This is a genomic window from Pectobacterium fontis (assembly GCF_000803215.1).
Classification (GTDB): Bacteria; Pseudomonadota; Gammaproteobacteria; order Enterobacterales; family Enterobacteriaceae; genus Pectobacterium; species Pectobacterium fontis.
This window is the reverse complement of sequence record NZ_JSXC01000061.1, coordinates 1-302: the sequence shown is the minus strand read 5'-3', so window position 1 is coordinate 302 and position 302 is coordinate 1. Positions and strand designations below refer to the sequence as shown.

The window sequence follows — 302 nt, the reverse complement described above, 5'->3', positions numbered from 1 at the left end:
ATGGTGCAACATTTAAAGGATGAACTGGAGCACATTGAGCACTTGATAAAAGCTCACATAGAGAAGTATCCCGGACTAAAAAAGGATCTGGCACTCCTGAAGTCGATTGATGGTGTTGGAGAGCAAATAGGATGGAATATGTTAGCCATCATCAGGGGTAATCACTTTAGGAGTGCGGAGCAGGTGGCGGCGTATCTGGGAGTTATCCCGGTAGAACGTCGTTCAGGCTCGTCAGTGCATGGCAGGGCCAGTCTGTCGAAAATAGGACCGCCGGGTATCCGGGCGAAGTTGTATATGGGGGC

Annotated in this window: 1 protein-coding gene; it reads left to right on the top strand. The window is 50.0% G+C overall.

The window, feature by feature from the left end:
- A partial coding sequence (locus tag OI69_RS18005; protein ID WP_039353753.1) for an IS110 family transposase occupies nt 1-302 on the top strand: 302 nt, incomplete at both ends.